The organism is Pseudomonas sp. Y24-6 (assembly GCF_020295325.1).
In the GTDB taxonomy this organism is placed as follows: domain Bacteria; phylum Pseudomonadota; class Gammaproteobacteria; order Pseudomonadales; family Pseudomonadaceae; genus Aquipseudomonas; species Aquipseudomonas gregormendelii.
The window spans coordinates 263,902-288,034 of record NZ_JACBXG010000003.1 but is presented as its reverse complement, the minus strand read 5'-3'; the positions used below and the strand labels follow the sequence as shown (position 1 = coordinate 288,034).

24 protein-coding genes and 1 riboswitch are annotated in these 24,133 nt (G+C 58.3%); of the genes, 9 read left to right on the top strand and 15 right to left on the bottom strand.

The features are described from left to right. Positions 1 to 75: 75 nt before the first annotated feature. A riboswitch (cobalamin riboswitch) is annotated at positions 76 to 311 on the bottom strand. 129 nt (positions 312 to 440) lie between these two features. Further along, a complete protein-coding gene (locus tag HYI44_RS07705; protein ID WP_225569091.1) occupies positions 441 to 1,754 on the top strand; it encodes a PQQ-dependent sugar dehydrogenase in 1,314 nt (437 codons plus the stop codon). 40 nt (positions 1,755 to 1,794) lie between these two features. Here HYI44_RS07705 and HYI44_RS07700 read toward each other — a convergent pair whose 3' ends face one another. The 5 genes from HYI44_RS07700 to HYI44_RS07680 form a co-directional block, all read right to left on the bottom strand. Then, positions 1,795 to 2,337: a C40 family peptidase gene (locus HYI44_RS07700; RefSeq protein WP_225569090.1), complete on the bottom strand. Its 543-nt coding sequence runs from the start codon at positions 2,335 to 2,337 to the stop codon at positions 1,795 to 1,797. 165 nt (positions 2,338 to 2,502) lie between these two features. Further along, positions 2,503 to 3,144: an NlpC/P60 family protein gene (locus HYI44_RS07695; protein WP_225569089.1), complete on the bottom strand. Its 642-nt coding sequence runs from the start codon at positions 3,142 to 3,144 to the stop codon at positions 2,503 to 2,505. Positions 3,145 to 3,356: 212 nt separating this feature from the next. Next, positions 3,357 to 4,061 (bottom strand): DnaA regulatory inactivator Hda, encoded by a 705-nt coding sequence (hda, locus tag HYI44_RS07690; RefSeq protein WP_045060556.1) that lies wholly within the window; start codon positions 4,059 to 4,061, stop codon positions 3,357 to 3,359. A 228-nt stretch (positions 4,062 to 4,289) separates the two neighbouring features. Then, positions 4,290 to 5,363 carry an AI-2E family transporter gene (locus HYI44_RS07685; protein ID WP_225569088.1) on the bottom strand — a complete coding sequence of 358 codons (1,074 nt, stop codon included), beginning with the start codon at positions 5,361 to 5,363 and terminating at the stop codon, positions 4,290 to 4,292. A 34-nt stretch (positions 5,364 to 5,397) separates the two neighbouring features. Beyond that, positions 5,398 to 6,459, bottom strand: coding sequence for a DUF2066 domain-containing protein (locus HYI44_RS07680; protein ID WP_122837996.1), 1,062 nt, complete (start codon positions 6,457 to 6,459; stop codon positions 5,398 to 5,400). 382 nt (positions 6,460 to 6,841) lie between these two features. Between HYI44_RS07680 and purM the strand changes: the two genes are divergently transcribed. From purM to HYI44_RS07655, 5 genes are all read left to right on the top strand, one after another. Beyond that, a complete protein-coding gene (gene purM / locus HYI44_RS07675; RefSeq protein ID WP_045060553.1) occupies positions 6,842 to 7,900 on the top strand; it encodes a phosphoribosylformylglycinamidine cyclo-ligase in 1,059 nt (352 codons plus the stop codon). Next, a complete protein-coding gene (gene purN, locus HYI44_RS07670; RefSeq protein ID WP_263868332.1) occupies positions 7,900 to 8,562 on the top strand; it encodes a phosphoribosylglycinamide formyltransferase in 663 nt (220 codons plus the stop codon). Before purM ends, purN begins: the two co-directional genes overlap by 1 nt. An 8-nt stretch (positions 8,563 to 8,570) precedes the next feature. Further along, a complete protein-coding gene (locus HYI44_RS07665; RefSeq protein WP_122837993.1) occupies positions 8,571 to 9,284 on the top strand; it encodes a DUF3108 domain-containing protein in 714 nt (237 codons plus the stop codon). 414 nt (positions 9,285 to 9,698) lie between these two features. Next, the gene (locus HYI44_RS07660; RefSeq protein WP_225569087.1) at positions 9,699 to 10,199 is read left to right on the top strand and encodes an Hcp family type VI secretion system effector; all 501 of its coding nucleotides are present in this window, start codon (positions 9,699 to 9,701) and stop codon (positions 10,197 to 10,199) included. Beyond that, a complete protein-coding gene (locus tag HYI44_RS07655) occupies positions 10,192 to 10,890 on the top strand; it encodes a DUF4225 domain-containing protein (protein WP_225569086.1) in 699 nt (232 codons plus the stop codon). The genes HYI44_RS07660 and HYI44_RS07655 overlap by 8 nt, the downstream gene beginning before the upstream one ends. Before the next feature lie 416 nt (positions 10,891 to 11,306). On the opposite strand, the gene HYI44_RS07650 is transcribed toward HYI44_RS07655, so the two are convergent. Further along, positions 11,307 to 12,311: an amidohydrolase family protein gene (locus HYI44_RS07650; protein WP_122837992.1), complete on the bottom strand. Its 1,005-nt coding sequence runs from the start codon at positions 12,309 to 12,311 to the stop codon at positions 11,307 to 11,309. A gap of 153 nt (positions 12,312 to 12,464) precedes the next feature. Here HYI44_RS07650 and HYI44_RS07645 point away from each other — a divergent pair, with 153 nt between their 5' ends. Next, complete coding sequence (locus HYI44_RS07645) at positions 12,465 to 12,881, top strand: OsmC family protein (RefSeq protein ID WP_122837991.1); 417 nt, start codon at positions 12,465 to 12,467, stop codon at positions 12,879 to 12,881. A 61-nt stretch (positions 12,882 to 12,942) separates the two neighbouring features. After that, the gene (locus tag HYI44_RS07640; RefSeq protein WP_225569085.1) at positions 12,943 to 13,803 is read left to right on the top strand and encodes a pirin family protein; all 861 of its coding nucleotides are present in this window, start codon (positions 12,943 to 12,945) and stop codon (positions 13,801 to 13,803) included. A gap of 135 nt (positions 13,804 to 13,938) precedes the next feature. Here the strand turns inward: HYI44_RS07640 and htpG are convergent, their stop codons facing one another. The 3 genes from htpG to HYI44_RS07625 form a co-directional block, all read right to left on the bottom strand. Continuing rightward, positions 13,939 to 15,843 carry a molecular chaperone HtpG gene (gene htpG, locus HYI44_RS07635; RefSeq protein ID WP_045060594.1) on the bottom strand — a complete coding sequence of 635 codons (1,905 nt, stop codon included), beginning with the start codon at positions 15,841 to 15,843 and terminating at the stop codon, positions 13,939 to 13,941. An 81-nt stretch (positions 15,844 to 15,924) separates the two neighbouring features. Beyond that, positions 15,925 to 16,377: a PaaI family thioesterase gene (locus HYI44_RS07630; protein WP_045060547.1), complete on the bottom strand. Its 453-nt coding sequence runs from the start codon at positions 16,375 to 16,377 to the stop codon at positions 15,925 to 15,927. Beyond that, entirely contained in the window at positions 16,374 to 16,850 is a 477-nt protein-coding gene (locus tag HYI44_RS07625) for a PaaI family thioesterase (RefSeq protein WP_122837989.1), read from the bottom strand. The genes HYI44_RS07630 and HYI44_RS07625 overlap by 4 nt, the downstream gene beginning before the upstream one ends. Before the next feature lie 157 nt (positions 16,851 to 17,007). Between HYI44_RS07625 and HYI44_RS07620 the strand changes: the two genes are divergently transcribed. Beyond that, positions 17,008 to 17,244, top strand: a complete 237-nt coding sequence (locus tag HYI44_RS07620) for a hypothetical protein (RefSeq protein ID WP_045057766.1) — start codon at positions 17,008 to 17,010, stop codon at positions 17,242 to 17,244. A 78-nt stretch (positions 17,245 to 17,322) separates the two neighbouring features. Here the strand turns inward: HYI44_RS07620 and HYI44_RS07615 are convergent, their stop codons facing one another. The 6 genes from HYI44_RS07615 to lpdA form a co-directional block, all read right to left on the bottom strand. Beyond that, positions 17,323 to 17,724, bottom strand: a complete 402-nt coding sequence (locus HYI44_RS07615; protein ID WP_225569084.1) for an MAPEG family protein — start codon at positions 17,722 to 17,724, stop codon at positions 17,323 to 17,325. Then, positions 17,724 to 18,461, bottom strand: a complete 738-nt coding sequence (locus tag HYI44_RS07610) for a DUF599 domain-containing protein (protein ID WP_045057764.1) — start codon at positions 18,459 to 18,461, stop codon at positions 17,724 to 17,726. The genes HYI44_RS07615 and HYI44_RS07610 overlap by 1 nt, the downstream gene beginning before the upstream one ends. Before the next feature lie 276 nt (positions 18,462 to 18,737). Further along, positions 18,738 to 20,051, bottom strand: coding sequence for a branched-chain amino acid transport system II carrier protein (brnQ, locus tag HYI44_RS07605; protein WP_205893843.1), 1,314 nt, complete (start codon positions 20,049 to 20,051; stop codon positions 18,738 to 18,740). Positions 20,052 to 20,441: 390 nt separating this feature from the next. Next, the gene (gene sucD / locus HYI44_RS07600; protein WP_010166265.1) at positions 20,442 to 21,323 is read right to left on the bottom strand and encodes a succinate--CoA ligase subunit alpha; all 882 of its coding nucleotides are present in this window, start codon (positions 21,321 to 21,323) and stop codon (positions 20,442 to 20,444) included. Next, entirely contained in the window at positions 21,323 to 22,489 is a 1,167-nt protein-coding gene (gene sucC / locus HYI44_RS07595) for an ADP-forming succinate--CoA ligase subunit beta (RefSeq protein WP_045057762.1), read from the bottom strand. The genes sucD and sucC overlap by 1 nt, the downstream gene beginning before the upstream one ends. A 199-nt stretch (positions 22,490 to 22,688) precedes the next feature. Then, entirely contained in the window at positions 22,689 to 24,125 is a 1,437-nt protein-coding gene (lpdA, locus tag HYI44_RS07590; RefSeq protein WP_045057761.1) for a dihydrolipoyl dehydrogenase, read from the bottom strand. Positions 24,126 to 24,133: the final 8 nt, after the last annotated feature.

Here is a 24,133-nt window from a genome sequence, read left to right as displayed (position 1 = left end):
AGCTCTCCGTTGGGGCTGGATAACGGCGGGCAGGCACAAGAATAGACGGCAAGAAGCCTGGCATCGCCCACCGTGATGCCGCTGGATGGATCAGGCCGGTCTCCGGGCTCATGAGCGGCTGTTGGCCTGACTGCGCGCCTTCCCATCTCGATTGCTCGACACAGTGGCACAAGGCGCAGTCTTCACTCATTTACCGTTGCGGGGGCAGCGCCGGGATCATGATCAGTCTTTGCTCGAAAGCGACCACTCACCGGCTTCCCTGTTTCACCCTGTCGACGACGTCACAGGGCACCTGAAACAAGCCGCGAAGGTTAGAGGGTTGGGGGTGGAGCGTCAATTAAAGTCCGGCCTGCGGTGCTGAATTGATTTACCCCCGTTGAACCATCGCGCATTTGCGCTTCTCTACTAAACAGGTCAATGCATTCATAGGGAAGGTCAGCATGCGCAAGCCCCAGCTCGTTTTCGTCATCGCCCTCGCCGGAGGACTCGCCGCTTGCGGTGAAACTTCCAGCCTGCAAGTCTCCGACGGCACCGGTCCGTCACCCAAATTGCCGGAACCGAACAAGACCCTGATACCGACGGTGAACATCGCCCCGGCCATCGGCTGGCCCGACGGTACCAAGCCGACCGCTGCCGCCGGTACCCAGGTGGCCGCATTCGCCGAAGGCCTCGACCACCCTCGCTGGCTGTATGTGCTGCCCAACGGTGATGTGCTGGTGGCTGAAACCAACGCCCCGCCCAAACCCGAGGACGGCAAAGGCATCAAGGGCTGGGTCATGAAAAAAGTCATGGGCCGCGCCGGTGCGGGCGTGCCCAGCCCGAACCGCATCACGCTGCTGCGGGACAAGGACCATGACGGCGTCGCCGAGACCCGCACGGTGTTTCTGGAAAATCTCAACTCGCCGTTTGGCATGACCCTGGTGGGCAACGACTTGTATGTCGCGGACACCGATCGGTTGCTGCGCTTCAACTATCAAAGCGGCGATACGACGATCAAGTCTCAACCGATCAAGGTGGTCGACCTGCCGGGCGGTACGCTGAATCACCACTGGACCAAAAACGTCATTGCCAGCAAGGACGGCAGCAAGCTGTACGTCACGGTAGGATCGAACAGCAACGTCGCGGAAAACGGCATGGATCAGGAAGAAGGCCGCGCAGCTATCTGGGAAGTGGATCGTGCCACCGGCAATCACCGCATCTTCGCCTCCGGCCTGCGCAACCCGAACGGCATGGCCTGGGAACCCCACACCGGCGCTCTCTGGACCGCGGTCAATGAACGTGACGAAATCGGCAGCGACCTGGTGCCGGACTACATCACGTCGGTCAAGGACGGGGCGTTTTACGGCTGGCCTTACAGCTACTACGGCCAGCACGTCGATGTGCGCGTCGAGCCCCAGAATCCGGACCTCGTCGCCAAGGCCATTGCCCCGGATTACGCGGTCGGCCCGCATACCGCCTCTCTCGGCCTGACCTTCGCCGAAGGCAATACCTTGCCAGCGCAGTTCAAGGAAGGCGTTTTCATTGGCCAGCACGGCTCGTGGAACCGCAAACCCCACAGCGGCTACAAGGTGATCTTCGTGCCGTTCAACGCCGGCAAACCGACCGGGCAACCGATCGATGTGCTGAGCGGTTTCCTCAACGACGAGGAAAAAGCCATGGGCCGGCCGGTGGGTGTGGTGATCAATCAGCAGGGGGATCTGCTGGTGGCGGATGATGTCGGGAACAAGGTATGGCGGGTGTCGGCCACTCAGTAACGCTGCACGCCGAAACCTGTAGGGGCCGGCTTGCCGGCTCCTACGGATTGCGTGCCAGATGTTCCGGCTGTAACACGCGCTTGGCACTCAGATACGCTTTTTGCCAATAGGCCTTGGACAGGCTGTCCAGCTTGACCGTCCCACCCGTGGCAGGCGCATGCACAAAGCGCCCTTCGCCGACATAAATTCCGGCATGACTGACCTGCGAACCGCCATTGGTGGCGAAGAAAATCAGGTCGCCCGTCTGCAACCCTTCCTTGCCCACACTGGCCGCCTGCATCCCGATCATCTCGCGGGTCGTGCGCGGCAGCGTGATACCCGCGACATCGCGGTACACATAGCCGATCAGCCCGCTGCAATCAAAACCGGCGTCTGGCGTATTGCCGCCCCAGCGGTAAGGCGTACCCACCAGACCCAGGGCGCGAAACAGCACGTCTTCGGCTTCAGGGGAAAAGGGTTGGGCAGGACCAAAAACCAGGGGGGCGCGAATCACCTGTGCCGGAGCTGGCGGCGGAGTGCGGCTGGCGCAGGCGCTGAGCAGCGCTGCGGCGATCATGAGTACAAGGCGGGCCGACGTCTTCATATACAGAACACCCTGATCTGGCTGCGGCTGTTTCCACCGGAAGGGCAGAAAAGAAAACCGCCGGCGCAGTGCGCAGGCGGTTAGCCATCAATAATAGATCAGGATTCTAGACGCTATACAGCAAACTTCAAGTAAGACTTTAAGTTCGCCTTACAAACTGTAGGCTTACTTGCGAGCAGTGACGATAGTCGGTGCCATCGCGAGTGCTCGCTTGGCCTCGATGAAGGTCTTGCTCCAGTAGCTGTCACCCAGGCTGTCGACCCGGACGCCACCGCTACGGCGGCTGCTGGAGTGGATGAACTGGTCATCCCCCAGGTAGATGCCGGCATGGCTGACGCGACCGCGACGACCATTGGTAGCGAAGAACAGCAGGTCACCCGGCTTGAGGTTGCTGCGAGAAACCAGCGGGGCATCTACGTTGATCATTTCCCGAGTCGAGCGCGGCAGGTTCATGCCGGCCTCTTCACGGAACAGATAGCCGATGAAACCGCTGCAGTCGAAACCGGCTTCAGAAGTACCACCAAAACGGTAACGGGTACCGATCAGGGACATGCCGCGTTCAAGGATGCTGTCTGCCAGAACCGGCAGCTGGTACGACTTGCCATCAGCGAAGCTGGCGAGTTGTTTATCGGTAGCCGACTCTTCCTGGAATGAAGTTTCCAGATAACGAACGGAAGAGGATTGGGCGGTAAAGGAAGATTTAACCGGTTGCTGGGGCGCTGGCTCGGAGACTGGAGAGTGAGCGGCGCAGCCGAACAACAGGGTAACGAGTGCGAGAGGCACGAGGGGTGCGAAGCGATTTAGCATGGGCACGACCGTGGCTGATAGTTGTAAAGAAGCCGAGACTATGCCCGCTATCATCCTCATTTGCAAATTCAATCGAACTTTATGTGACTTTTCGGTTTCGCGATTTCATCTAAGCGCTAATGCCCTATTTAGACACTCGCGCGGCCTGCCCCTGCAGGAAAGCGCATATTCTCGTGCCTGAAAAGTAGCAAAAAGCCTGCAGGGACTGGGTTTTACCAGCCCAGCGTTTCTTTCAGAAACGGAATGGTGAGTTTGCGCTGCGCTTGCAGGGAAGCCTGATCAAGCTGCTCCAGCAATTCGAACAGGGCACTCATGCTGCGCGTGCCGCGGGTCAGGATGAAGTGCCCTACTTCGTCGGTCAGGTGCAGGCCGCGACGGGAAGCGCGCAATTGCAGAGCGCGCAATTTGTCTTCGTCGGACAGCGGACGCATCTGGAATATCAGGGCAAGGGTCAAGCGTGACTTGAGGTCCGCCAGCTTCACCGGCAGTTCCCGGGGCGAAGTCGATGCGGCTATCAACAGACGCCGACCACTGTCGCGCAGGCGATTGAACAGATGGAACAGCGCCTCTTCCCAATCCGCGCGCCCGGCCACCGCCTGCAGATCATCGAGGCAGACCAGTTCGTATTGTTCGAGGTTGTCGAGAATTTCGATGCCGCGATCCAGCAGCTCGGCCAGTGGCAGATACACCGCTGGCTCGCCCATCTGTTCGAAGCGCAGACAGGCGGCCTGCAACAGGTGCGTACGCCCCACGCCGTCCTTGCCCCACAGGTAAATCAGGCTTTCCGTCCAGCCGGCGTCGGCTTCGCAGAGTCGCTCGACATAGCCGAGTGCAGCGGCATTGGCGCCTGGGTAATAATTGATAAAGGTAGCGTCATCACGCAGACGCACACCTAGGGGCAGCTGAATCGGTTTCATGCTGACTGAACAGTTCCGACGGAACCGTTAGTGGCCTCTGTGTAAAGTTTGCGAAGTTTATACCCGTGAGGCTGACCGCACAATGCGACAGACCACAAGCAAAATCAAAGGTTTGCGTTAGCTTGCCGGTTTGGTGACAGATTCTCTGACGGTGTGGGCGTCTGCAGCAGGCGTGAAACACACCGCCCGGTACGGGACCGGGCGGCGGTCAGGCCTCAAAGCCGCCCGCTACAGCTCGGGTTCATCCTCGCCACTGTAGATGTCCGAATCCTTATACAAATCATGCATGTGGCGCACCAGCACCATGATCACCGCCGCCACTGGCAAGGCCAGCAGGATGCCGGTGAATCCGAACAGCTCGCCCCCGGCCAGAATGGCAAATATCACGGCGACCGGGTGCAGGCCGATACGGTCACCCACCAGCAATGGCGTGAGCACCATGCCCTCCAGCGCCTGCCCCACCATGAACACGGCAACGATGCCGATCATGGGGTACAAATCGCCACCGAACTGGAACAGCCCGGCAATCAGCGCAGCACCGATACCGATCACGAACCCCATGTATGGCACGATGGCCGCGAGTCCGGCGATCAAGCCGATCAACAGCCCAAGCTCAAGCCCGATGAGCATCAGGCCCGCGGCATAGATGACGCCCAGCGCCACCATCACCAGCAATTGCCCGCGCACAAACGCGCCCAGCACTTCATGGCATTCGCCCGCCAGGCTCACAACGCGCTCTTCGCTATCGCGCGGCAGCAGGCTGCGGATCTTGGCCATCATCAGGTCCCAGTCCCGCAGCAGGTAAAAACTCACGACCGGAATCAACACCAGGTTCGCCAGCCAGCCGATCACCGCCAGGCCGGAAGCCGTTGCCTGGCTCAGCACCACACCGACGATGTCAGTGGTCTGCCCCATGTGCTCGCTGATTGCCGCCTTCAGCTTGTCGAACTTCCAGAAGCCGTCCGACAAGCCGAATTTCGACTGAGCCCATGGCAGTGCCGTGTGCTGCAGCCAATCGAGCATCTGCGGGGCCAGCTCGTAGAGGCGCAGCATTTGCTTGGCCAGCATCGGCACCAGCACCAGCAGCAGCGTAGTGACGATCAAGGTGAACAGCGCAAACACCGCGATCACACCCCAAGTGCGTGATAGCCCGGCCTTCTCCAGCCTGTCCACCAGGGGATCGAACAGATAGGCCAACAGCAACGCCACCAGGAACGGCGTCAGGATTGGATGCAACAGCCAGACAAACGCGCAGAGCAGGACGACTCCACCCAACCAGAACCAACGCCGCGTATCGGCCATGAACCACTCCTGCTTCTATATAAGGAAAGAAAAACTACCAGCGAAAACGTAACTGCGGAACCGGGGCCGGGGCTGGCGCTACGGCAGGCGCCGCACCATCGGCTGCAGGCTGTACCGGCGGCACCGGTGCAGGTGCCTCCCCGGCTGGCAACTCCTGCAATTTCGCCAGGGACAGCTGAGCCTTCAACTGTTCGGCACTGCCGCGAACCCGATAGAGAATCCGGTCGCCATTGACGCTCTGCAGGCGCATGCCGAAGGGTTCCAGCAACCGCCCGAGGGCGGCATAGCGCTCCAGGTTCATGCCCTGGACCTCAAGTAACTGCTCGCCAGACGCGCCTGGCTTGACCACAAAACGCGGTGCCAGTCGTTCACTGACCGCGAGCATCACGGCATCCGCGACAGCGGCCTGATCGGCACCCTGCACGCTGCCTGCTTCTTTCTTGTCGCCCATCCACAAATTCCAGGTTGCCTGCCACTGGCCGCCCTCCTCCTTGGCATGCACGGCGAGCAGGGCATCGGCGTTGTAACGTTCCGAGGCGCTGCGCAGTGGCGCCGCGTCACCGCCTTCCAGGGTCGGTCCGGTCGCCACCAGTTGTTCGCTCAGGTCCGCCAGCGGCAAGCGCAATGGCAGCCCTCGATGCTGGGCCGCGCGACGCAGCGGCGTCGCGCTGGCCTGGCCATCACCGACCAGGCTCGAACCCTCAGTGGCGTCGTTCAACCACCAACTCAGGATCGACGGGCGATTGGCACCCCACAGGGACAAACCGGCGCGACGCAGCGCCTGCTCGGTGGTCGCAGGGTCAAAATCGACTTTCAGCACTTGCGGCGGTCCCGCTTCGAAGCCGTACTGGCTGATGATCTGCTGCGGGTCCTTGCGGATGGCGGCCAAGCCGGGGTTCTGCGCGGCCTTGGGATCGCCAGTCAGGCGCAGCACCAGCGTATCCAGTGCTTCCTGGGTCGCCTGGTCGCGAATCTCCGGCGATTGGCCACTCACAGGTTGACGCACCTGATACAGACTTTTAACCGTCTCGGCATGGCCGGCCAGGCTGAAGAGCGACAGACAGCCCACAAACAAACATTTCGGAAAAAAACCCATGAAAGATTCCTGACTATTGGAGCGGCTGGAACAGGCCGCGTGAACCGGACGAGCATGGCTGTGACCACACCCTGCGGCAAAACATTCACCCGGCCCGGGCAAGTTTTTGCACTGTCCTAACGATAGACGGTTAATGGCGCTACCTTATACAGCCATGAGCAAGACGACCAATACGGCCTGTGACGGTTTTTTTTCGGCCGATATGCCCCTGCCGTCGGCGTGAGGATGGCCGCTGCCCTTCAAGCCTGATAAAATCGCGCGCCTTCGCAGACCGGCAACAGCCGGGCACCCTGGAATTCGCGCATGGCACCCGCCCTCGTCTGTTCCTGCGGTCCCGCTGGACTCGGTCGTTACCCCTGAATCCCCCCTAAAGGCCTGGATCATGAGCAAGCAACCCTCCCTGAGCTACAAGGACGCCGGTGTAGACATCGACGCCGGTGAAGCATTGGTCGAACGCATCAAGAGCGTCGCCAAGCGCACCGCGCGCCCGGAAGTCATGGGCGGCCTGGGCGGTTTCGGCGCCCTCTGCGAAATCCCGGCCGGCTACAAGCAGCCTGTTCTGGTTTCCGGCACCGACGGCGTGGGCACCAAGTTGCGCCTGGCACTGAACCTGAACAAACACGACAGCATCGGCATCGACCTGGTGGCCATGTGCGTGAACGACCTGGTGGTCTGCGGCGCCGAGCCACTGTTCTTCCTCGACTACTATGCCACCGGCAAGTTGAACGTCGAGACCGCTACCCAGGTTGTCACCGGCATTGGCGCTGGCTGCGAACTGTCGGGCTGCTCCCTGGTCGGCGGCGAAACCGCTGAAATGCCTGGCATGTACGAAGGCGAAGACTACGACCTGGCCGGCTTCTGCGTCGGTGTCGTGGAAAAATCCGAAATCATCGACGGTTCGAAAGTCGCTGCCGGCGATGCCCTGCTCGCCCTGCCGTCGTCGGGTCCGCACTCCAACGGCTACTCGCTGATCCGCAAGATCATCGAAGTGTCCGGTGCCGACATCGAAAACATCCAGCTCGATGGCAAGCCGCTGACCGACCTGCTGATGGCCCCGACCCGCATCTACGTCAAGCCACTGCTCAAGCTGATCAAGGACACCGGCGCCGTAAAAGCCATGGCCCACATCACGGGCGGCGGCCTGCTGGACAACATCCCGCGCGTTCTGCCAAAAGGCGCCCAGGCGGTGGTTGACGTTGCCAGTTGGACTCGCCCTGCCGTGTTCGACTGGCTGCAAGAGCAAGGCAACGTCGACGAAAACGAAATGCACCGCGTGCTGAACTGCGGCGTTGGCATGGTCATCTGCGTAGCTCAAGAGCACGTTGAAAGCGCCCTGAACGTCCTGCGCGAAGCTGGCGAGCAGCCTTGGGTCATCGGTCAGATCTCCACCGCTGCCGAAGGCGCGGCTCAGGTCGTACTGAATAACCTTAAGGCCCACTGATGCAAGAGCGGATATCCGCCACCTGTGATGTCGTGGTACTGCTTTCCGGCACCGGCAGTAACTTGCAGGCCTTGATCGACAGCACGCGGACCGGCGACAGCCCGGTCCGCATCGCTGCGGTGATTTCCAACCGCGCCGACGCCTATGGCCTGCAACGCGCCAGGGACGCGGGTATCGACACCCGCTCCCTGGATCACAAGGCTTTCGATGGCCGCGAGGCCTTCGATGCCGCGCTGATCGAACTGATTGACGCCTTCAACCCCAAACTCGTGGTGCTGGCAGGATTCATGCGCATTCTCAGCGCTGATTTCGTGCGTCACTATGCGGGTCGCCTGCTCAATATCCATCCCTCGCTGTTGCCCAAATACAAAGGGTTACACACTCATCAGCGCGCGCTGGAAGCCGGCGACACTGAACACGGCTGCTCCGTACACTTCGTCACCGAGGAACTCGATGGCGGACCACTGGTCGTACAGGCAGTAATACCGGTAGAGTTGCATGATTCGCCGCAGAGTCTGGCGCAGCGAGTCCACACCCAGGAACACCTGATCTACCCGATGGCCGTACGCTGGTTTGCCGAAGGTCGCTTATCACTGGATGAGCAAGGTGCTTTACTGGACGGACAGTTACTCGCCGCCAGCGGCCACTTGATTCGAACCTAGGAGATATTATGCGTCGCGCCCTGCTCTTCGCTTGCGCTCTGCTCGCCTTGCCCCTGGCACAGGCTGCAGAACTTCAACCTTTCTCCGCCAGCTACACTGCCGACTGGAAACAGCTGCCCATGAGCGGCACGGCATCGCGCAGCCTGACCAAGGAGGCCAATGGTGTCTGGAAGCTCAGCTTCAAGGCTTCGATGATGATCGCCAGCCTGTCCGAAGAAAGCACCCTGACACTGGACAAGGACACCCTGCTGCCGCAGTCCTACCACTTCGAACGTGGTGGTCTGGGTAAAGCCAAGAAAGCCGACCTGGATTTCGACTGGACCACCAAAATGGTGACCGGCACCGATCGCGGTGACCCGGTCAAGCTGCCGTTGAACCGCGGCATGGTCGACAAGTCCACGTATCAGCTCGCGCTGCAGCATGACGTGGCGGCCGGCAAGAAAAGCATGAGCTATCAGGTGGTCGATGATGGTGAAGTCGATACTTATGACTTCCGCGTGCTGGGTTCGGAAAAAGTCGACACCAAGGCTGGCCAGATCGACGCGATCAAGGTCGAGCGCGTGCGCGATCCAACTCAGAGCAAGCGCATTACCGTGCTGTGGTTTGCCAAGGATTGGGATTACCTGCTGGTCCGCCTGCAGCAGGTTGAAACCGACGGCAAGGAGTACAACATCATGCTCCTGGACGGTACGGTGAACGGCAAGGCTGTCAAAGGCAGCTGATCCAGATCGTCATGTAAAACTCCACCATTGGGACAACTCTGCTTGCTAAAGCAGTTGGAGCCCTAGCGGGGCTTCTCCGATAATCCGATGCCAGATCTCTGGGATCGGATTTTTTTTGTCTGCTCAACTGGAACTGCTCCCTCGGACTGCTTTAACTTCTGCTCCATGAGCATCCTCCTTTATACGTCTGCGCTAAAAGACCTTCAAAGACGAAAATATAGATACCTTTAAGAAAACCGATCTCAAAGCGATCACCCCTGACGTCTTTATCCTCCAAACTCAGTCAGAGTTTCCTACAGTGAGTTCGTAGCTAAAAATAACAGGGTGAAATTTACAATTTCAGAAATGGCCTACACCCGCTATCCGCCCTTTTTCTATAATCTGGCGCTCCTAATAATCTAAGGAGAGACATTCATGGCAAGTCATAGTTACATGAGCATTACCGGCAAGCATCAAGGCTTGATTTCAGCCGGCTGCTCAAGCCAAAGCTCTATTGGTAACAAATGCCAATTCGGCCATCAGGACGAAATAATGGTGCTGGCTTACTCGCACGATATGGTTGCAGGCAACGACGGAAGCATTACGGGCGGTCGCGGCAAACACATGCCTATCATGATCACCAAAGCCATTGATAAGTCATCGCCTCTGCTAGCGAGCGCGCTGCATGCGGGTGAAGAATTGGAATGCACGATCAACTTATACCGGATCGCTTCGCCTGGAGGGCAAGAGCGGTATTATTCGATCCACCTCAGAGGTGCGCGGATCGCGCATATAAGCCAGCAGGTACCCCATGCTATTCGCTTGAATGATGCAGAGCCGCAAGAATTAGTTTCTATTCGATATAGAGATATTGCTTGGGCGCATGTTCCAGGAGCGACAAGTGCTTATTGCGCTTGGATGAATGGGGATGAATGAATCTACCTGCGATATTCACGATGTAACCCGGTCGGCTTCTGATCTAGTTGCAGTTGGCTGCAGCATAGGCATGGCGCAAATCCCTGATAGCATCGAGCGGCTACGATTTGGATCGATTGTATCCGCCTATGCTGACGAAATTATTCAGGCTGTTGATGAGGGCCTGATAAGCGCGTGGGACGGGTTGCAACGCATCGGCGCAGAAAACGAAGAGCTAATATCCAAGGCAGCCTTTTATGCACAGAACGGCATCAATGTTTTAGCAGGCGGCGCACAGATTAAAGCCGGCGTAGTGGTTGGAGGGGCATCTTGGGGAGTCGGAATTATACCTGGCGCACTTCTAGTCAGTCACGGGGCAAACAATATCGCAGAAGGCGCGGCTAATATTTATAATGGCCCAGGCATAACTGCTACTCAAGGACCTATTCGGCGTGGTTATCAGGCGTTATTTAGGGATAGTAACAGCGGCAACATGGCGTACTACACAACAGACTTGATCTTGTCGGGTTACGGAATGTTCAGAGTGGTGCGAAAGCCGGGCTCTGCACAGCTTTTTCGATTTGACCCTATAAGTAATGAGAGGGGCTATCAGCAAACCGGAAGACTGGCTTTGCTATTTGAAGGAATTGTAGACTCTATAACATTGAAAACCATTTACGAAGAAAGCCAACCGAAGGGGAGCAAGCCATGACATTGGGTGATGGCACTTTATGTCATGCCGCGCATTCTTGGAATGTAAAAGCGCAAGCCAAATAACACTATGGCCGCATACGTTGTTATGTAGGCTATTTTTAGGGCTCGACCTTCGAGTGGGATCATCTCAGTGATTATCCAGACGACGATTCCCATGATCGGGATTGAACACCCTAAAACCAAGAGAGTGACTGCGATGTGGTATCGAATATTTTCAAGATTCATTGGCCATCATACCTAATTGGTGTGAAGACCGAGATTAATATGGCCTTGCAGAACAAATCAACACTTCTTCAGAAGGCGACAGAACAGCATTTGTAATTGAATTTGACTGGGTAAGAAATGACATCAACGATCACACTGTTTACCTGACACTCCGCGGCGCCCTCAGGTTTTTCGCGAGCAGGCTCGCTCCTACAAGGGGCGCGGCAGGATTGCGAGGAAATTGTCGCGGGCGACCTTTTTGGCAACGTCCTCGGGCAACGCATCCAGAAACGGATCGAAGCTGCGCATTTCCTTGCCGAGCTTGTTGAAGCGGCCCACCACGTCCGAACCGACCATGAAACGCTCCGGAAAGCGCTCCACCAGTGCCAGCCACTCCTGGCGCGGCTTGCCCTGCTCATCCAGCAGATACGGGGTCAGCAGGCTCCAGGACAGGTCGATGAACAGATTGGGATAGGCCTCCAGCATGCGAGTCAGGGTCGGCAGCAGGAAATCCAGCTGGACCTGGTGCCGGTGAATTTCCGCACTGGTACCGGCATGGGCCCAGATGAATCGGGTGTGCGGATGGTTGCGCAACGGCTCTTCGATTTCCGCGAGGTAGAGCGGATTTTTCTCGCGCTTGGAGGTGATGTTGGAGTGCACCATCACCGGTAGATCATTTTCCGCCGCCAGGTGATAAATCCGCGTCATGGCCTCGTTATTGGCCCGGGGCGTGTCACCGGAGGTCAAGGCGGTGACGTCGTCATGCCGGGTGAAGACCTCGCCGATGCCCTGCCACAAGCCTGGATAGAGGTCGAGCATGCGCTGGATATGCGCCGCAGAATTTTTGTCGTTGGGATTGAAGCCTGACAGGAACGGGTGAAAACGTTGACGCTGGTCGGGCGTCAACTTGCTCACTGCCGCCGCCACTATGACGTCGGTTGCGCTGTACCAGTAGGCATCCGCATCATCACCTGCGTAGTACCGAGGTCGCTTGGGCTCATCTTCATGCCATTTCTTCGCGACCGGAATACCGGAGATCATCACATGCTCGATGCGATTGTCAGCCATCGCCTTGAGCAGCTTGGGCATGCCCGCCGTTTCCTGGAAAAAATCCACGTAATGCAGATGGGCATCGCTGTAGGCATATTCGCGCGCATTGGCCGCCGCGCTTGATAGCGCCAGCAGGCAGGCAAGGCTGAGTCGGAACGGGTGCAAGGGCTATCTCCAGCGGTCAGGAACAGCGTAGACCCTCGTGGGAGCATCAGGGTTCACCGGATAGGAAAGTGGAACGCTCATTCATCAGAATGCTCTATAACTTCACGGTCCGTTTTTATTGAACGATTTTTCCTGCTGCCTGCGAGGTGCACCATGACAGTTACCGTCAATACCGTCTCCGCCGAAGGTTTTCGCCACAGCGTACACATCGACGACCATGAACTCTTTGCCGATGTGCCAGCCAGTTCAGGGGGTGAAGGCACCGCGCCGGAGCCGCATGACTATTTCGATGCAGCCCTGGGCGCCTGCAAGGCCCTGACCCTGAAGATGTACGCCAAAAAGAAAGACATCCCGCTGACCGGCGTAACGGTCGAGGTCAAGCGCGACAACAGTGAAGAGCAGAAAGGTAAATATGCCTTGCACGTCAAGCTGACGCTCAAGGGCGTACTCACCGACGCCCAGCGCGAAGAACTGCACCGCGTGGCCGATCGCTGCCCTATCCACAAGCTGATGACCACCACCGACGTCAGCATCGAAACCCATCTGGCCGAGGGTGCATTCAGCCAATAGCGGCAGGGGCTGCGCAGGCGGGTTATGCTCTTGGCGTCACCCGCTCAGCCTGGAATGCACCATGAACTCTCCACTCGTGATCCGCCCTCGCATCGAAGATGTCGCGGGCCAGCCGATTCTTCGCCCGTTGCCGTCGGCCAGGTGCCGCAGCGTCGGGCCCTTCGTTTTTTTTGACCACATGCTCGAAACCCGTTATGCCGCAGGAACGGGCATGAATATCCGCCAGCATCCGCATATCGGCCTTTCCACCCTCACCTACCTGTTTCAGGGTCAGCTGCAGCACAAGGACAGCATTGGCTCCGATCAGATCGTCGCGGCAGGTGATGTCAGCTGGATGACCGCGGGCAGCGCCATTGCCCATGTGGAGCGTACGCCCGCCGCCTTGACGGAACGCGGCTTCACGATGCATGGCTTGCAGGTCTGGCTCGCCTCTCCCAAGGCGCATGAACAGGGCCCGGGACATTACAGCCACCATCCAGCGGCCACCTTGCCGGTGAGTGACAACCTTGGGGTACAGATCCGCATGATTGCCGGCTCAGGCTTTTGCCTGGAATCGCCGGTGCCGGTGCTTTCTCCTACGTTGTACGCGGAACTGCACCTGCAAACGGCCACCACCCTGCTGATTCCCACCGAACATGAAGAGCGGGCGCTGTATGTACTCGACGGCGAGGCACAGCTCAACGGCGAGCCGGTTGAAGCGCATTCGCTGGTGGTGCTGCCGGCCGGGGAACAGATGACACTGTTCGCCGAGAGCGACTGTCATGCCGTGTTGTTTGGTGGCGCGCCACTGGACGGACCGCGACGGATCAACTGGAATTTTGTCGCGAGTAACCCGGCGGCGATCGATGAAGCGCGACGGCGCTGGGCGGCTGGGGATTGGCCGACAGTGCCGGGGGAAAGCGAGCGTATTGAGTTGCCTTGAGGCTTGAGGCTTGAGGGCTACGGTGTCAGCACTGCCGCCTTCGCGGGCGAGTCGAAGAGGCCAGCTCTGACACAACCAAAACAAAGCCACAGGTAATAAAAAACCCGCCGAAGCGGGTTTTTTATTGCAGCTCGGTTAAACCGACAACTCAACCAACAGCTTGTTGAGACGACGCACATACGCCGCCGGGTCCTTCAAGCTGTCGCCGGCCGCCAGGGCCGCCTGATCGAACAGGATGTGCGACAGGTCGCCGAAGCGCTCGTCGCTCTGCTCGCTGTCGAGTTTCTCGATCAACGGGTGAGCCGGGTTGAATTCGAAAATCGGCTTCGAATCCGGCACCTTCTGCCCACTGGCTTCAAGGATCTGGCGCATCTGCAGGCCCAGGTCCTGTTCGCCGATGGCCAGGATCGCCGGCGAGTCGGTCAGGCGGTGGGAAACCCGCACTTCGGCAACGGAATCGCCCAGCGCAGTTTTCAGACGCTCAACCAGCCCCTCTTTGGACTTGGCAACTTCTTCAGCGGCTTTCTTGTCCTCCTCCGAGTCCAGGTTGCCCAGGTCCAGGTCACCGCGTGCCACGTCAACAAAGGTCTTGCCGTCGAAATCGCTGAGGTAGCTCATCAGCCACTCGTCGATACGGTCAGTCAGCAGCAGCACTTCGATGCCTTTCTTGCGGAAGACTTCCAGGTGCGGGCTGTTCTTGACCTGGGCATAAGTTTCGCCGGTCAGGTAATAGATCTTGTCCTGACCTTCCTTGGCGCGAGCCAGGTATTCGGCCAGAGACACCACTTGCTCGCCTTCTTCTCCTTGAGTGGAGGCGAAACGCAGCAGGCCGGCGATTTTTTCCTTGTTGGCGAAATCTTCTGCCGGGCCTTCTTTCATGACCTGACCGAAGTTCTTCCAGAAGCCCTTGTATTGCTCAGGCTCGTTCTTCGCCAGTTTTTCCAGCATGTCGAGGACGCGTTTGGTCAGCGCCGATTTCATCGAGTCGATGATCGGGTCTTTCTGCAGGATTTCCCGCGACACGTTCAGCGACAGGTCATTGGAATCGACCACGCCTTTGATGAAACGCAGGTACAGCGGCAGGAACGATTCGGCCTGATCCATGACGAACACGCGCTGCACGTACAGCTTCAGGCCTTTTGGCGCTTCGCGCTGGTACAGGTCAAACGGGGCACGGGCCGGTACGTAGAGCAGCGAGCTGTATTCCAGCTTGCCTTCGACCTTGTTGTGGCTCCAGCTCAGCGGGTTTTCGAAATCGTGGGCGATGTGCTTGTAGAACTCCTGGTATTCCTCTTCCTTCACGTCATTGCGCGGGCGGGTCCACAGGGCACTGGCGCGGTTGACGGTTTCCCATTCAACGGCCGGTTGTTCTTCGCCTTCTGCTGCCGTGACTTCTTTTGGCAGTTCGATCGGCAAGGCAATGTGATCGGAGTACTTCTTGACGATGTTGCGCAGGCGCCAGCCATCAGCGAATTCGTCTTCACCGGATTTCAGGTGCAGCACGATGCGGGTGCCGCGCTCGGCTTTCTCGATGGTCGCCACTTCGAAGTCGCCTTCGCCCTTGGACGACCAGTGCACGCCTTCGCTGGCAGCATCGCCGGCACGACGGCTGTACACGTCGACTTTGTCGGCGACGATGAATGCAGAGTAGAAACCGACGCCGAACTGACCGATCAGGTGCGAGTCTTTCTTCTGGTCGCCCGACAGGTGTTTCATGAAGTCGGCAGTGCCGGACTTGGCGATGGTGCCCAGGTGGGTGATCGCGTCTTCGCGATTCATGCCGATGCCGTTGTCTTCGAGGGTGACGGTTTTGGCGTCTTTATCGAAGCTCACGCGGATTTTCAGTTCGGCGCCACCTTCCAGCAGCTCGGGCTTGGCCAGGGCTTCGAAGCGTAATTTGTCGACAGCGTCAGAGGCGTTCGAGATCAATTCGCGAAGGAAGATTTCCTTGTTGGAATACAGCGAATGGATCATGAGGTGCAGCAGCTGCTTCACCTCGGTCTGGAAGCCCAGGGTTTCCTTTTGAGTTTCCACACTCATGGTCATCAAACTCCAATCAGATGGCAGTGGCCACGACCTTCAGGGTCGGCGGCGGGTTGTCATCAAAGTTGGGGGCATGGATCAGGATTTCAAGGGCTCATCGATTTTGAAATGCGCTCGCGCCGTGGCAATCGGTTCATGTTGGGTGCTTTGCCAGGCAGTAATGGCCACGTTGGCAACCCGCCGCCCCTGGCGGCACACCTGGCATCTGGCCCAGGTATCACGAAACTGCCCGGCCCGAAGGTAATCCAGGGAAAAGTCGATGATCTTCGGCACGCCCGGCGAACCGGTAAACACCAGCAGGTGCAGCGCTGCAGACAACTCCATGAACCCGGCAATCACTCCCCCATGGATCGCCGGCAATAAAGGGTTACCAATGTTGTCCTTGTTTGCCGGCAAGCGAAACAGCAACTCATCCCCGACTCGCGAGCATTCGACACCGATCAGCTTGGCGTAGGGAATCAGGTGCAACAGCGAGGCATAGTCGCCCTGCTCATGAGCCTGCTGCAGTTGCGTCTTGAAGGCGTCATTCATTTTGCACCTCCAGCCACAGCGGGGCCCGTGCCTTTGCTGCCCTTGATCACCTTGCCCATGCGCATGAAGGTGCCGACCACATGGGCTATGGGTTGCCCGGGATCGTCCTGGTAAGCGAAACCGCGGGCGAAGATCACGTCGGTGGTCACGCGGTAGCACTGCGCGAAACCGTACACATCCTTGTGCGGTTCAGCCGCGTGCATGTAGTCGATGCGCAGGTCGAGTGTGGGACAGACTTCGAATTCAGGCAGCACACAGAGCGTGGACATGCCGCAGGCGGTGTCCATCAGCGTGGTCAGGGCACCACCATGGATGACGCCCGTCTGCGGATTGCCAACGATTTGGGCGCTATAGGGCAGGATGACCGTGAGCCCCTCCTGGCTGGCGCTGTGGACGCTCAGCCCAAGGACGTGACAGTGTCTCAACGCCGAAAGAAACCGCGTCGCGCGCTCAAAAACGGGGTTTTCAGCCATTTATCAAAATCCTTCCAAATGTTAAAGAATCGCATCAAGCGCTGTCGCCAAAAGTTCCTGCAAGAATATTCTTATATATCTGTGTGATAGGAGGAACTTAACGCTGACGGCCATGCTCGAAAGGCCAGTAGATACTTTCCATAAGGAGAAACACCCCATGCAAAAGACTTTAGCTATTGCCTTGATGTTGACCGCTTCCCTTGGTCTCGCTGCTTGCGATAAAAAATCCGAGGACAAAGCTCAAGATGCTAACCAACATGCTGAGCAAGCTCAGCAAGACATGAACAAAGCACAGGATAAAGTGAACGACGCGGCCAAAGAAAACGCCGAAGCTGCCAAAGCTCAGGCCGAATCGAACGAAGCAGCTGCAAAAGAAGCAGCGCCTAAAAACTAAGACAGTTTTTAGCCTGCCAAAGAAAACCCGCCAAGTGCGGGTTTTCTTTTTGCCTGGCATTTATGGCGCAAGCTGCAGTTAGAGCAAAATCGTTCTAAAAGTCGGACTAATCATCAACAGTAGCGAACACACTAACCCGACCAGCCACACCAGGCTGCGCTGCCAGGCCAGGTCTGCCCAGTAGCACAACAGGTAGATGACGCGGGCAATCACGAAGATGATCGCCAGCGAGTCAATCAGCCATCCCGCCGTTTGCGTGGTATGCGCCATCAAGACACCCACCGCGAAAAGAATGAAGGCCTCGATGCTGTTTTGATGCGCCGCCAATGCCCGTGCGCCAAACCCGGTGAGTTGTGCCTGTTGCTGACGTGGCAGGTGATTATTGTAGCCCCCCTGCTCTTTCATGGCCTTGGCCACCGGCATACGGGCCACGTATATCAATAGCGCACTGATAAACACGCACCAGAACGGAATACTCATCAAACAGCCTCCTTGTTTGCGTCAGGCAACGGTGCCTCTGTAGGGGTATAGACCATCACATCAAGAACGTCGGAATGAAACTCCCGGCGATAGAGCACCAGCACCACGCCCGCACTCATCAACATGAACAGCCAGGGGCTGACAAACCAGGCCAGCATGGTCATGCCAAAGTAATAGGAGCGCAGGCCGAAGTTGAACTGGTTGGCCGCCATGGAGATGACTCGTGCCGCCCGGGAGGCGAAAGCCTTGCGCTCCTGCTCGGAGACGTGACGCTCTCCCACCATCGGCGCCGAGCCAATCAGGATCGCCGCGAAGTTGTACTGGCGCATGCACCAGCTGAAGGTAAAGAACGCGTAGACGAACACCAGCGCCAGGCACAGTAGTTTGATCTCGGACATGCCCTGTGACGCCTGTTGCACCATGGGAATATCGGCCAGCAGCGAAACCGCCCGCTCCGACGCGCCGAGGACGGTCAGGATACCCGCGAGGATGATCAGGGTGCTGGAGGCAAAGAACGACGCGTTGCGTTCCAGGTTGCCGACCACACTGGCATCGGCGATACGGTTGTCGCGCAGCAGCATGCGGCGCATCCAGTCTTCCCGATACAGGTGCAGCACACTGGCCAGGCAGGCGGTGTCCCGGGCTTTCCATGAGGCGTATCGGGTGTAGCCGCCCCAGCAGATGACGAACCAGAGCGCGGCAAGAAGGTGGATCAGGTTGGCTTGGATGAACGACATGCGGGTCCTTGTGATCTAGTGGCCGGAACACCATACCCCTGTAGGAACGAGCTCGCTCGCGAAGAACCAGGGAGCAACGCGTTTATTCGGAAAACACGCGCCATGGTTCGAAACCTTCGCGAGCAAGCTGGCTCCTGCAATGGGTTTTGCAATGCTTCGACGTTAGCGCAGAAGAAAAGGCACCGCATCTCCCCATAAAAAAATGCCCCGTATCGATTGATACGGGGCATTTCCATGTGCGCTCCAGGCCCGCTTTTGACAGGCTGGAAAGGCAGGTTAAGCCAGTGCTTCTTCGCGCTTGCCCAACAGGCGGTCACACACCACCGCGACCACCAGGGTCATCACCGACGGCACCAGCCAGGCCAGGCCTTGCTCGCTCAGTGGCAGATGGGTCAGTTGGGTCGGCATCCAGTCCGCCAGGCCCGCACCCTTGAGGGCGTCGATCAGGCCGAAAATGAACGACACCAGCATCACCGGACCGACGATGCGGCCCTGCTCATGCCAGAAGTCCTTGCAGAAGCTCAGTGCCACCAAGGCGATGCACGGAGGATAGATCGCGGTCAGGACCGGAATCGAGAACGCGATCAGGTTGGTGAGGCCCAGGTTGGACACCAGCAGCGAGAACGCGGCAAGGATGATCACCAGGGTCTTGTAGGACAGTGGCAACACCCGGCTGAAGTATTCAGCGCAGGCACACGTCAGGCCGACCGCAGTCACCAGGCAGGCCAGCGAGATGAGCACTGCCAGGAAACCACTGCCCAGGGAGCCGAAGGTGTGCTGGACATAGGCGTGCAACACCGCCGCGCCATTGGTTGCGCCAGCGGCCACTTCATGGCTGCCGGAGCCCAGGCGGAACAGGCTGATATACACCAGCGCCAGGCCCACGCCGGCTATCAGCCCGGCGATGATCGCGTAGCGGGTGATCAAGGCAGGCGACTCGACACCACGGGAACGAATGGCATTGACGATGACGATGCCAAACACCAGCGCGCCCAGGGTATCCATGGTCAGGTAACCATTGATGAAGCCTTGGGAGAAGGGTGCCGCCACGTACTCAGGGGTGGCCACGCCGATATCACCGGCCGGCAGCGCGAACGCCGCTATACCGAGCGCCGCCAGGGCGATGATCTTCAGCGGTGCGAGGAAGCGGCCCACGGTGTCCAGCAGACGCCCCGGATACAGCGAGATGAAGAACACCAGCAGGAAGTACACCGAGCTGTAGAGGAACAGCGCCAGCGGGCTTTCGCCGGTCAACGGCGCCAGGCCAACTTCGAACGACACGGTGGCCGTGCGCGGCGTGGCGAACAGCGGACCCACGGCCAGGTAGCACGCGGCGGCCAGCAGGCCACCGGCAATTTTGCCGATCGGGCTGCTCAAGGCATCCATTGCGCCGCCGACCTTGGCCAGCGCGACCACAGTGATCACCGGCAGGCCGACCGCCGTAATCAGGAAACCCAACGCCGCCATCCAGACATGCGGTCCGGACTGCAAACCGACGATAGGCGGGAAGATGATGTTGCCAGCCCCGACGAACAGGGCAAACGTCATAAAACCAAGTGCCAGAATGTCCTGGCCTTTCAACACTTTCATTAAGGAAATACCACACTACTGAATCGGAATTTAGAGGGGGATTTCCCTTGGGGGTGAGGGAAATGCTGTCGATCCGTATGGGACTGACCCGTTAAGCGCATGGCTGCCTTGTGGGCGGCGGACGCAAAATGGCGGCTAGACTAACGAATTTGTGCTGCAAACGCACTGTTAGGGGGCGAACTATCCGATACACGACATTTCCATGTCGCGTTTGCATATGTAAAAGTCAAAAGATCGCAGCCTCGTTTCTCTCGGCAGCCCCTACAGGGGTTTGCCTTCCGCTGTAGGCGCTGTCGAGAGAAACGAGGCTGCGATCCTTTGCTCTTCACAAACGACAAAGGCCACCCGAAGGTGGCCTTTGTCAGCAGAGCTACAAGCTAAGCGCGAAGCTTACTTGACAGCCCAACCGGTCAGCTCGGACAGAGCCTTGCCGATGTCTGCCAGCGAACGCACGGTTTTCACGCCTGCGTCTTCCAGGGCAGCAAACTTCTCGTCTGCAGTGCCCTTGCCGCCAGAGATGATTGCGCCAGCATGGCCCATGCGCTTGCCCGCAGGAGCAGTCACACCAGCGATGTAGGAAACAACCGGCTTGGTCACGTGTGCCTTGATGTAGGCAGCCGCTTCTTCTTCGGCCGAACCGCCGATCTCACCGATCATCACGATCGCTTCGGTCTTCGGGTCTTCCTGGAACAGCTTCAGGATGTCGATGAAGTTCGAACCCGGGATCGGGTCACCACCGATGCCGACGCAAGTCGACTGACCGAAACCGGCGTCAGTAGTCTGCTTTACAGCTTCGTAGGTCAGGGTGCCGGAACGGGAAACGATACCGACCTTGCCTGGCAAGTGAATGTGACCTGGCATGATGCCGATCTTGCATTCGCCTGGAGTGATCACGCCTGGGCAGTTAGGGCCGATCAGGGTAACACCCAGTTCGTCGCACTTAACTTTAGCGTCCAGCATGTCCAGGGTAGGAATGCCTTCGGTGATGCAGACGATCAGCTTGATGCCGCCGAAAGCAGCTTCCAGGATCGAGTCCTTGCAGAAAGGAGCCGGAACGTAGATCACGCTGGCGGTAGCGCCAGTGGCAGCTACAGCATCTTTCACGGTGTTGAACACTGGCAGACCCAGGTGCTCGGTGCCGCCTTTGCCCGGCGTTACGCCACCGACCATCTTGGTGCCGTATTCGATGGCTTGCTGGGTGTGGAAACTACCTTGCGAACCGGTAATACCCTGGCAGATAACTTTGGTGTCTTTATTGATCAGGACGCTCATTATTTGCCCTCCGCAGCTTTAACGACTTGTTGAGCAGCGTCGGTCAGGCTGGTAGCAGCGATGATGTTCAAACCGCTTTCTGCCAGTACTTTAGCGCCCAGCTCAGCGTTGTTGCCTTCAAGGCGAACAACAACCGGGATTTTCACGCCGACTTCTTTCACTGCACCGATGATGCCTTCGGCAATCATGTCGCAACGAACGATGCCGCCGAAGATGTTGACCAGTACTGCAGCGACGTTAGTGTCGGACAGGATGATCTTGAACGCTTCGGTAACGCGTTCTTTGGTAGCACCGCCGCCCACGTCGAGGAAGTTGGCTGGTTTGCCGCCATGCAGGTTGACGATGTCCATGGTACCCATGGCCAAGCCAGCACCGTTGACCATGCAACCGATGTTGCCTTCCAGCGCTACGTAGTTCAGTTCGAACTTGGCAGCGTGCGCTTCGCGCGGATCGTCTTGCGACGGATCGTGGAAAGTCTTCAGCTTAGGCTGACGGTACATGGCGTTGGCGTCGATGTTGATCTTCGCGTCGAGGCAGTGCAGATCGCCGTCAGCCTTGATCACCAGCGGGTTTACTTCCAGCAGGGCCAGATCGTGATCCTGGAAAAGTTTGGCCAGACCCACGAAGATCTTGGCGAACTGGGCAACTTGCTTGCCTTCCAGACCCAGCTGGAAAGCCAGCTCACGACCCTGGAATGGCTGAGCGCCAACCAGTGGATCGATAGTGGCCTTGAGGATTTTCTCAGGAGTATCGTGAGCGATTTTCTCGATGTCCACGCCACCTTCGGTGGAAGCCATGAACACGATGCGACGGCTCGAACGGTCAACAACAGCGCCCAGGTACAGCTCTTTGGCGATGTCAGTGCACGATTCAACCAGGATCTTGGTGACTGGCTGACCGTTGGCATCAGTCTGGTAAGTCACCAGACGCTTGCCCAACCACTGTTGAGCGAATGCTTTGGCGTCTTCCTTGCTGCGAACCAGCTTTACGCCGCCCGCTTTACCGCGACCACCTGCGTGAACCTGGGCTTTGACAACCCATTCAGTCCCGCCGATCTTGTCGCACGCTTCTGCTGCTGCTTCCGGGGTGTCTACGGCGAAACCCTGGGATACTGGCAGGCCGTACTCAGCGAACAGCTGCTTACCCTGATACTCGTGAAGATTCATGCTTATTACCGTCTTCGTTAGGTACTGCGCATTCGGTGCTGCACTTGTTCAGTGCCGCACCACCTGTGACTGCTGCTTGCGTAGGCGTTCCGGTTAACCGGTGAGACTACGCAAGGCTGCGTCCGGCGGACATTCCGCGGTGAGTCTTGCACGCAAGGCTCACGACGGGCCTTCCGCCGTGGTTTCTTATTGTCTTGTCTTAACGCTTCTTGCGGTTGGCAATGTGGATGGCGCCGCCATTCACTGCCAGGGCTGCTTCGTGCAAGGCTTCGGACAGGGTCGGATGGGAGAAAACCATCATGCCCAGGTCTTCAGCGCTGGTGCCGAATTCCATACCGATCGCGCCTTGTTGAACCAGTTCTGCAGCGCTCGGGCCAATCACATGGACGCCCAACACGCGGTCAGTCTTGGCATCGGCGATGACCTTGACGAAACCACCGGTATCGTTGGCTGCCATGGCACGGCCAGAGGCTGCAAACGGGAAGGTGCCGACGTTAACTTCAACGCCTTCAGCCTTCAAGACCTGCTCGGTTTTGCCAACCCACGCGATTTCCGGGTGAGTATAAATAACAGACGGGATCAGGTCATAGTTGATTTGGGCTTTGTGGCCCTTGATGCGCTCAACCACCATGATGCCTTCTTCGGACGCCTTGTGCGCCAGCATCATGCCGCGAACCACGTCGCCGATTGCGTAAACGCCCGGTACGCTGGTGGCGCACTGGTCGTCAACGAAAACGAAACCACGTTCGTCGATGTTCACACCGCTGTCAGCTGCCAGCAGCTCGGTGGTCACTGGACGGCGACCAACGGCAACGATCAGCTTGTCGAAGGTGATGTTCTGTTCGCCATTGGCATCGGTGTAGTTCACCACGACTTCGTCGCCGTTCACTTTCGAACCGGTGACGCGAGCGCCCAGCTTGATGTCCAGACCTTGTTTGGTCAGGGTCTTGAAGGCTTCCTTGGAAACGGCTTCGTCAGCCGCTGGCAGGAACTTCTCCAGTGCTTCCAGAACCACGACTTCAGAACCCAGACGCGACCAGACCGAACCCAGTTCCAGACCGATCACGCCAGCGCCGATAACGCCCAGACGTTTTGGAACCGATTGGAATTCCAGCGCGCCAGTCGAATCGACGATCACGTTCTGGTCAACCGGAGCCGGTGGAATGTCGATAGGACGCGAGCCGGATGCCAGGATCACGTTCTCGGCTTCGATGATTTCCACGGTGCCGTCTGGCTTGGTCAGCTCGACTTTCTTGCCGGCCAGCAGTTTGCCGTGGCCTTGCAGGGAGGTCACACCGTTGGCCTTGAACAGGGTGGCAACGCCAGAGGTCAGGCCTTTTACGATGTTGGCTTTACGGCCAACCATTGCTGCCACGTCCATGGTCACGCCAGCGTGATTGATACCGTGGATCGCGAAGCCTTCTTTGGCTTCCTTGTACTTCCAGGAGCTGTCCAGCAGCGCCTTGGATGGAATGCAGCCGACGTTCAGGCAAGTACCGCCCAGAGCCAGTTTGCCTTCCTTGTCGGTGTATTTCTCGATGCAGGCAGTCGAAAGACCCAGCTGCGCTGCCTTGATGGCAGCCACGTAGCCGCCAGGGCCCGCACCGATCACTACTACGTCAAATTTCTGCGACATTCAAAAAA

What these genes read in the sequence shown, in the direction of transcription:
- HYI44_RS07705 (WP_225569091.1), top strand. Translation starts at nt 441, where the DNA reads ATGCGCAAGCCCCAGCTCGTTTTCGTCATCGCCCTCGCCGGAGGACTC.
- HYI44_RS07700 (WP_225569090.1), bottom strand. Translation starts at nt 2,337, where the DNA reads ATGAAGACGTCGGCCCGCCTTGTACTCATGATCGCCGCAGCGCTGCTC.
- HYI44_RS07695 (WP_225569089.1), bottom strand. Translation starts at nt 3,144, where the DNA reads ATGCTAAATCGCTTCGCACCCCTCGTGCCTCTCGCACTCGTTACCCTG.
- hda (WP_045060556.1), bottom strand. Translation starts at nt 4,061, where the DNA reads ATGAAACCGATTCAGCTGCCCCTAGGTGTGCGTCTGCGTGATGACGCT.
- HYI44_RS07685 (WP_225569088.1), bottom strand. Translation starts at nt 5,363, where the DNA reads ATGGCCGATACGCGGCGTTGGTTCTGGTTGGGTGGAGTCGTCCTGCTC.
- HYI44_RS07680 (WP_122837996.1), bottom strand. Translation starts at nt 6,459, where the DNA reads ATGGGTTTTTTTCCGAAATGTTTGTTTGTGGGCTGTCTGTCGCTCTTC.
- purM (WP_045060553.1), top strand. Translation starts at nt 6,842, where the DNA reads ATGAGCAAGCAACCCTCCCTGAGCTACAAGGACGCCGGTGTAGACATC.
- purN (WP_263868332.1), top strand. Translation starts at nt 7,900, where the DNA reads ATGCAAGAGCGGATATCCGCCACCTGTGATGTCGTGGTACTGCTTTCC.
- HYI44_RS07665 (WP_122837993.1), top strand. Translation starts at nt 8,571, where the DNA reads ATGCGTCGCGCCCTGCTCTTCGCTTGCGCTCTGCTCGCCTTGCCCCTG.
- HYI44_RS07660 (WP_225569087.1), top strand. Translation starts at nt 9,699, where the DNA reads ATGGCAAGTCATAGTTACATGAGCATTACCGGCAAGCATCAAGGCTTG.
- HYI44_RS07655 (WP_225569086.1), top strand. Translation starts at nt 10,192, where the DNA reads ATGAATGAATCTACCTGCGATATTCACGATGTAACCCGGTCGGCTTCT.
- HYI44_RS07645 (WP_122837991.1), top strand. Translation starts at nt 12,465, where the DNA reads ATGACAGTTACCGTCAATACCGTCTCCGCCGAAGGTTTTCGCCACAGC.
- HYI44_RS07640 (WP_225569085.1), top strand. Translation starts at nt 12,943, where the DNA reads ATGAACTCTCCACTCGTGATCCGCCCTCGCATCGAAGATGTCGCGGGC.
- htpG (WP_045060594.1), bottom strand. Translation starts at nt 15,843, where the DNA reads ATGAGTGTGGAAACTCAAAAGGAAACCCTGGGCTTCCAGACCGAGGTG.
- HYI44_RS07630 (WP_045060547.1), bottom strand. Translation starts at nt 16,377, where the DNA reads ATGAATGACGCCTTCAAGACGCAACTGCAGCAGGCTCATGAGCAGGGC.
- HYI44_RS07625 (WP_122837989.1), bottom strand. Translation starts at nt 16,850, where the DNA reads ATGGCTGAAAACCCCGTTTTTGAGCGCGCGACGCGGTTTCTTTCGGCG.
- HYI44_RS07620 (WP_045057766.1), top strand. Translation starts at nt 17,008, where the DNA reads ATGCAAAAGACTTTAGCTATTGCCTTGATGTTGACCGCTTCCCTTGGT.
- HYI44_RS07615 (WP_225569084.1), bottom strand. Translation starts at nt 17,724, where the DNA reads ATGAGTATTCCGTTCTGGTGCGTGTTTATCAGTGCGCTATTGATATAC.
- HYI44_RS07610 (WP_045057764.1), bottom strand. Translation starts at nt 18,461, where the DNA reads ATGTCGTTCATCCAAGCCAACCTGATCCACCTTCTTGCCGCGCTCTGG.
- brnQ (WP_205893843.1), bottom strand. Translation starts at nt 20,051, where the DNA reads ATGAAAGTGTTGAAAGGCCAGGACATTCTGGCACTTGGTTTTATGACG.
- sucD (WP_010166265.1), bottom strand. Translation starts at nt 21,323, where the DNA reads ATGAGCGTCCTGATCAATAAAGACACCAAAGTTATCTGCCAGGGTATT.
- sucC (WP_045057762.1), bottom strand. Translation starts at nt 22,489, where the DNA reads ATGAATCTTCACGAGTATCAGGGTAAGCAGCTGTTCGCTGAGTACGGC.
- lpdA (WP_045057761.1), bottom strand. Translation starts at nt 24,125, where the DNA reads ATGTCGCAGAAATTTGACGTAGTAGTGATCGGTGCGGGCCCTGGCGGC.